Origin of the sequence: Phenylobacterium sp. (genome assembly GCF_004799395.1) — a bacterium.
Classification (GTDB): Bacteria; Pseudomonadota; Alphaproteobacteria; order Caulobacterales; family Caulobacteraceae; genus Phenylobacterium.
In genome coordinates this window covers 1-6084 of record NZ_SSMZ01000295.1, presented here as the reverse complement: position 1 = coordinate 6084, position 6084 = coordinate 1, and the positions used below count along the sequence as shown (strand labels likewise).

Below are 6084 nucleotides of genomic sequence, written 5' to 3'. Positions count from 1 at the left end.
CCACCCCCAAGGGGAGGAGGGTCGCCAAAAGAACCTCGATCCGCTGCTAGACCGTCGGCGAGGCTGTGCCGGGAACCGGCGTCGCGTCGGGCGTTCCGGGCGCGGCGACCGGGGTCTGGACCACCGGCAGGGGCGGCGGCGGCCCTGGCGGGATCGGCCCGTTCGGCAGGTGCTTCAGCGCCACCGCCATGTAGCTGCGCCAGATCTCCGAGGGCGCGGTGGCCCCGGTGATCCGCACCATCGGCTTGGCGTCGTCGCGGCCGGTCCAGACCACGGTGGTGATCCCTCCGGTGTAGCCGCAGAACCAGGCGTCCTTGTAGTCCGAGGTGGTCCCGGTCTTCCCCGCCAGGTCGTAGCCCGCGACGTTGGCGTGGGTCCCGGTCCCCACCGCCATCACCGTGCGCATCATCCGCTGCATCTCGTCCAGCGGCGGGTTGGCCACCGACTGGGTGGCGAGCTGGACCTTGTGCTGGAACAGCACCTGGCCGCCGGCGGTGCGGATCCGCTCGATCCCGTAGGGCGCGATGCGATAGCCGCCGTTGCCGAAGGTGTCGTAGGCCGTGGCCATCTCCAGCGGGGTGACCAGGGTGGTGCCGAGCGCCATGGCCGGGTCGGTGTTGACCTGGCTGACGATGCCCATGCGGTGGGCCACGGCGGCGACGTTGTCGCGCCCCACCTCGTCGGCCAGCCGCGCGGCCACGGTGTTGATTGAGTGCGCGAGCGCAGTTTCCATGGTGATCGAGCCCAGGAACTCCGGCTCGAAATTCCGTGGCGACCAGCCGTTGATGGTCACCGGCTCGTCGACCACGATCAGGTCGGGCGTGCGGCCGGCCTCCATGGCGGTCATGTAGACGAATGGCTTCCAGGCCGAGCCCGCCTGGCGATGCGCGTCGACCGCGCGGTTGAAGGGCGCCTTGTAGTAGTCGTCGCCGCCGACCAGCGTCCGCACCCGGCCCGAGCCGTCCAGCGAGACGAGCGCGGCCTCCTTGACGCCCTGTTTGGCGAACTTCGTCGTGGTCGCCTTGATCGCCTCGCTGGCGGCGATCTCGCTCGGCAGGTCCAGCGTCGTCTCGACAACCAGGTCCTGCTTGGTGGTCGGGCCGATCGCCGCCCGCGTCTGGCTGTCCAGCCAGTCGATGAAGTACTGCGCCGGCGCGGTCGGCGCGGTCTTCCAGACCTTCGGCGTGGCGGCCAGCGCCTTGTCCCGGTCGGCGGCTGTGATGGCGCCGGTCTCGACCATGGCGTCGAGCACCAGCCGGGTGCGCTCGGCCGACTTCTCGGGCTGGTCGGCGGGATCGTAGTTGGTCGGCGACTTCAGGACCCCGGCCAGGGTCGCGGCCTCGCGGATGGTCAGCCTGGACGCCGGCTTGTTGAAATAGCGCTGGGCGGCGGCCTCGATCCCATAGGCGCCGGAGCCGAAATAGGCCCGGCTCAGATAGAGGGCGAGGATCTGCTTCTTCGAATAGGTGCGCTCAAGCTGGACGGCGATGATCAGTTCGTCAGCCTTGCGCTCCAGGGTCTGGTCGGCGGTCAGATAGAGATTGCGCGCCAGCTGCTGGGTGATGGTCGAGGCGCCCTCGCGGGTGTGGCCCTTGACGATGTCGGCGACCGCCGCGCGCGCCATGCCGACGGGGTCGAACCCCGAATGCTCATAGAACCGCCGGTCCTCGATGGAGACGAAGGCGGCCGGCACGTAAGGCGGCAGGCGGGCCAGGTCCGCCGGCGGGGCGTACTTGCCGCCGCGCACCCCGATCACCGCGCCCGAGCGGTCGACATAAGTGATCTGCGCCTCGCGCGTGATCGGCGGCAGGTGCGACAGGTCCGGCGGCGACAGCGCCACGGAGGCGGCGGCGAAAAGGGCGATCAAGCGTAAGGCTCCAGAACGACGGGCGGCCCCTCAGCGCGAATCCGTCTCACGCCGCCCTTTTCGCCCCGAGTCTGCGCCGGCGAAAGATAATTCGCGGTAATGCGCGTGCGAGCGCCAATCGAAATTTCAGCGGACTCGCCGGTTTCACGGCTCCCCTCCCCGGGTGTTCAGACCGGGAACGGGGAGGGAAGTCAGCTACCAGCCGCGTCCCGTGGCGTTGATCAGCAGGTGCGGGGCGGTGACCGGGTCGGCGCCGCCGCGGGCCAGGGTGCGGATCACCGCCGCCGTGGCGCCCAGCTCGCGCAGCCTGTCGGCGACCGCCTTGCCGCGGGCTTGGGCGAGCGCGTTCAGGTGGGCCTCCTCGCCGCGGTTGTCGCTGTCGGTCTTGATGACCACCTCGACGCCGGGGTTGCAGGCCAGCCAGCGGGCGGCGTCGGCCAGGCGCTGGCCGCCCCGCGGGCTGATCTCGGAGTCGTCGAAGGCGAAGTCGGCGTCCAGCGGGGAGAGCTGATCCAGGCCGCCCGGCTTGCAGGCGGCGGCCTTGGCGCCCACCGCGGCGCGGGACTCGACGATGGCCGCGCTCGGCGGCGGCTGGATGTGCGGCGTCAGGCAGCCCGAAAGGCCGGCGGCGAGGACGACGGCCACGGCGAGCGCGGGAAAGGTGCGGGTCTGCATGCGCCGCCAGCTACCATCGCGCTGGCGAGGCGCCTAGAGCAGGGGCCTGGCGCCGTCGTGATTCAGTTCCGGTGCGGGTCAGGACGTGCTGAACTCCCACGGCTTGAACGGAAGGCCCCGCGGTCATGATCCCGATCTACGCCCAGATGGCCGGCGGTCTTGCGGGCGCCTGGATCGCCGGCGGCATGATCGGGGCGGAGCGCAGCTATCATGGCCGCGCCGCCGGCTTCCGGACCCACGCCCTGGTGGCCATCGCCGCGGCGGCGACCATGTTGGTAGCCTACGCGCCGGTCTTCGCGCCGGGGGCGAGGTTCGTCAGCCTCGACCGCCTCGACCCCACCCATCTGGGGCAGGGCGTGATGACCGGGATCGGCTTCCTGGGCGCGGGCGTCATCTTCAAGGAGGGCGTCAACGTCCAGGGCCTGACCACGGCGGCTTCGGTCTGGGCGACGGCGGCGATCGGCCTGCTGTTCGGGGCTGGTGAGTACGCCGCGGGCGCGCTGACCACCGTGGGGGTGCTGGCGACGCTGCTGGCGCTGCGCTGGCTGGAGGACGCCTTCCCGGGCCAGGTCTACGCCTGGGCGACCTTCGGCTTCCGCTCCGTCGGCGCCCCGGACAAGGCCGGGCTCCAGGCGTTGCTCGCCGAGCATGGCCTGAGCATGCGCGACATCAGCTACGCGCTCACCCATGACGGCTCGATCGTGGGTTACAGCGGCAATGTGGTGGCCAAGCGGGACAAGAGCCTCGACGACCTCGCCGCGCACCTCCTCGCCATGGAAGGCGTCGCCGAATTCGAACTGTCGCGGATCAGCAAATAGGCGGACCCCATGAAGATCGATCTTCTGTCACCCGCGAGCTTTGCCGCCGGCCAGCCGCACGATCAGTACCGCTGGCTGCGCGAGCACGCCCCCGTGCGCTGGTGCGACGAGCCGAACGGGGCGGGCTTCTGGGCGGTGACGCGCCACGCCGACGTCTGGGCCGTCGACCGCGACTTCCAGGCCTTCTCCTCGGAGCCCACCATCCTGATCCCCGACCCGCCGCCGGGGCAGGGCCAGGGGTTCGGGCCCCACAAGATGATGCTGATGATGGACCCGCCGGAGCACACCGCCTTCCGCAAGCTGATCCGCTCGGAGTTCACCCTGCCCGCCGCCCGGCTGCGCGAGGACCGCATCCAGGCGCTGGCCCGGCAGATCGTCGATTCCGTGATCGACAAAGGCGAATGCGATTTCGTGGCCGATGTCGCCGGCGAGATGCCGTCCTTCGTGATCGCCGAGCTGATGGGTCTGCCGCTGGACGACGGCCGCGAGCTCTACAAGCTCACCGAGACCATCCACACCGCGCCCGAGGCCCTGCCGCCGGGCGCCGGCGGCGCGGCGGTGATGAAGATGTTCGAATACGCCACCGGGGTGATCGCCGATAAGCGCGCCCGGCCCGCCGACGACCTGGCCTCTAAGCTCCTGGCCTGCGAGGTGGACGGCCGCCGGCTGGAGGACATGGAATTCATGCTGTTCTTCCTGCTGCTGGTCGACGCGGGCGGGGACACCACGCGCAACCTCTTGTCCGGCGGTCTCCTGGCGCTGATGGAGCATCCGGACCAGATGGGTTGGCTGATGGCCGACCTGCCGGGGCGGCTGCCCTCGGCGCGGGAGGAGCTGCTGCGCTGGACCAGCCCGGTGATCTACATGCGCCGCACCGCGCGCCGCGACGTGGAGCTGGCCGGTCAGGCCATCCGCGAGGGCGACAAGGTGGTCATGTACTTCGGCGCCGCCAACCGCGACCCCGCCGCCTTCGATCGCCCCGAGGTCCTGGACCTGACGCGCGCGGAGAACCCTCACATCGCCTTCGGCACCGGCCCGCACGGCTGCCTGGGCCAGCACATCGCCCGCATCGAGATCGACGCGATGCTTTTGGAAGTGCTGAACCGCATGACCGATTTCGAGCTCGCCGCCCCGCCGGAATGGCTGCCGTCCAACTTCATCTCCGGGCCGAAAACCATGCCGCTTCGGTTTCGTCCGCGCTGAGACTGAACAGGTTCAACGGCGACGTTGACAACCCGGGGTTGCTGACCCCCTATGATCGGATCGCCGGGGGGCCCGTAATGCCGTTGAGTGGTGAAGCCGTGGCCCTAGCGGGCAGCGGCATTGTTTTCAACAACACCTATGACGCGGGCGTCACCGATCAGGTCCGCACCTCGATCATCACCGCCGAGAACTACCTCCAGGCCCACTTCACCGACACCGTGACGGTGAATGTCGCCTTCAACTACGACCCGGGCGGCGCGAACGACGTCGCCAACAACATCTTCAATGTCTATCCCATCTCCTACAACCAGCTGGTCGCGGCCCTGACGACGCACGCCACCACCGCCGACGACCGTCTGGCCGTGGCCGGGCTGCCGGCGACGGATCCGTCCAACGGCGCCGGGTTCGAGATCGTCAGCGGCGAGGCGCAGGCGCTCGGCATCCTGCCTCCCTCCGGCGTCATCGACGACACCGTTACAATCAACAGCCTGCAGCCCTGGACCTTCGGCTCCGACCTGGTCGGCGCGGTCGAGCACGAACTCAGCGAGGGTGTCTTCGGACGCATCCAGGAACTGGGCCTCCAGCCGGGCGGCCAGTTCGCGCCGTTCGACCTCTTCCGCTTCGACAGCACCGGCGCGCGCGACTACACCGGCGGCTCCGACAACTACTACAGCTTCTTCGGGGTGGACGGCGCCCACCTCGACGGGATCCTGCACAATTCGATCAGCTCGGCCGGCGTCAACGACGGATCCGACCTGGGCGACTGGGACTACACCGTCGAGGATGCCTTCGGCTACGGCGGAGGCGGGGACCACACCAGCATCTCGGCGGTGGACCTGCAGGTGCTGGACGTCCTCGGCTTCACGCCCAGCGGAGCGCCGCCCGGCAGCGGCCCCGATGACTATGCCGACAGCTTCACCGACACGACCCATCCGTTCGGCCAGTTGAGCGTAGGCGCGCCGCTGGCGGGCATGCTGCAAGCGATCGGCGACCACGACTGGTTCAAGGTGCAGCTCAACGCCGGGACCGACTACGTCATCAATATCACCGGTCAGGACGGCGGTGGCGGCACCCTCGACGATCCGGTCCTGACGCTGCACGACGCCAGCGGCGCCCAGATCGCCCAGAACGACGACGCGGACTTGCGGACCCTCGATTCCCGGCTGGTGGTGCATCCGGGGGCCAGCGGGACCTTCTATGTCGAGGTGAACTCGTACGGGGACCTGACCTCGGGCTCGTTCACCGTGAGCGTCCAGGCCGGCGTCAGCGTTTCAACCCCCGGCGATGACGTGATGGTCAGCCCGGCGGGTGGCGGCACCCTGATGGGCGGCGCCGGCAACGACACCATCACGGCCGACTCCAGCCTGACCGCCCAGACCTATCTGCGCGGCGAGGATGGGGACGACGTGATCTACGGCGGCTCAGGCTTTGACGACATCAATGGCAACAAGGGCAATGACACGATCGACGGCGGGCCTGGCGGCAACGACTGGCTGGTGGGCGGCCAGGGGGACGACCTGA

General features: G+C 69.6%; 5 protein-coding genes. 3 read left to right on the top strand and 2 right to left on the bottom strand.

The window, feature by feature from the left end:
• Positions 1-46: 46 nt before the first annotated feature.
• Both E8A12_RS19090 and E8A12_RS19085 read right to left on the bottom strand, forming a co-directional pair.
• Complete coding sequence (locus E8A12_RS19090) at positions 47-1867, bottom strand: PBP1A family penicillin-binding protein (protein ID WP_293371761.1); 1821 nt, start codon at positions 1865-1867, stop codon at positions 47-49.
• Between the two features lie 195 nt (positions 1868-2062).
• Positions 2063-2542 carry an OmpA family protein gene (locus tag E8A12_RS19085; protein ID WP_293371759.1) on the bottom strand — a complete coding sequence of 160 codons (480 nt, stop codon included), beginning with the start codon at positions 2540-2542 and terminating at the stop codon, positions 2063-2065.
• A 125-nt stretch (positions 2543-2667) separates the two neighbouring features.
• Between E8A12_RS19085 and E8A12_RS19080 the strand changes: the two genes are divergently transcribed.
• The 3 genes from E8A12_RS19080 to E8A12_RS19070 all read left to right on the top strand — a co-directional run.
• Positions 2668-3360 (top strand): MgtC/SapB family protein, encoded by a 693-nt coding sequence (locus E8A12_RS19080; protein WP_293371757.1) that lies wholly within the window; start codon positions 2668-2670, stop codon positions 3358-3360.
• Between the two features lie 9 nt (positions 3361-3369).
• On the top strand, positions 3370-4563 hold the full coding sequence (locus E8A12_RS19075; RefSeq protein ID WP_293371755.1) for a cytochrome P450: 1194 nt from the start codon (positions 3370-3372) through the stop codon (positions 4561-4563).
• Positions 4564-4640: 77 nt separating this feature from the next.
• Positions 4641-6084, top strand: a 1444-nt coding sequence (locus E8A12_RS19070) for an NF038122 family metalloprotease (RefSeq protein WP_293371753.1), incomplete at its 3' end; no start/stop codon positions are given.

Excerpts from the sequence above, each read along its gene's own strand:
- E8A12_RS19080 (WP_293371757.1), top strand. The coding sequence starts at position 2,668 with ATGATCCCGATCTACGCCCAGATGGCCGGCGGTCTTGCGGGCGCCTGG.
- E8A12_RS19085 (WP_293371759.1), bottom strand. The coding sequence starts at position 2,542 with ATGCAGACCCGCACCTTTCCCGCGCTCGCCGTGGCCGTCGTCCTCGCC.
- E8A12_RS19075 (WP_293371755.1), top strand. The coding sequence starts at position 3,370 with ATGAAGATCGATCTTCTGTCACCCGCGAGCTTTGCCGCCGGCCAGCCG.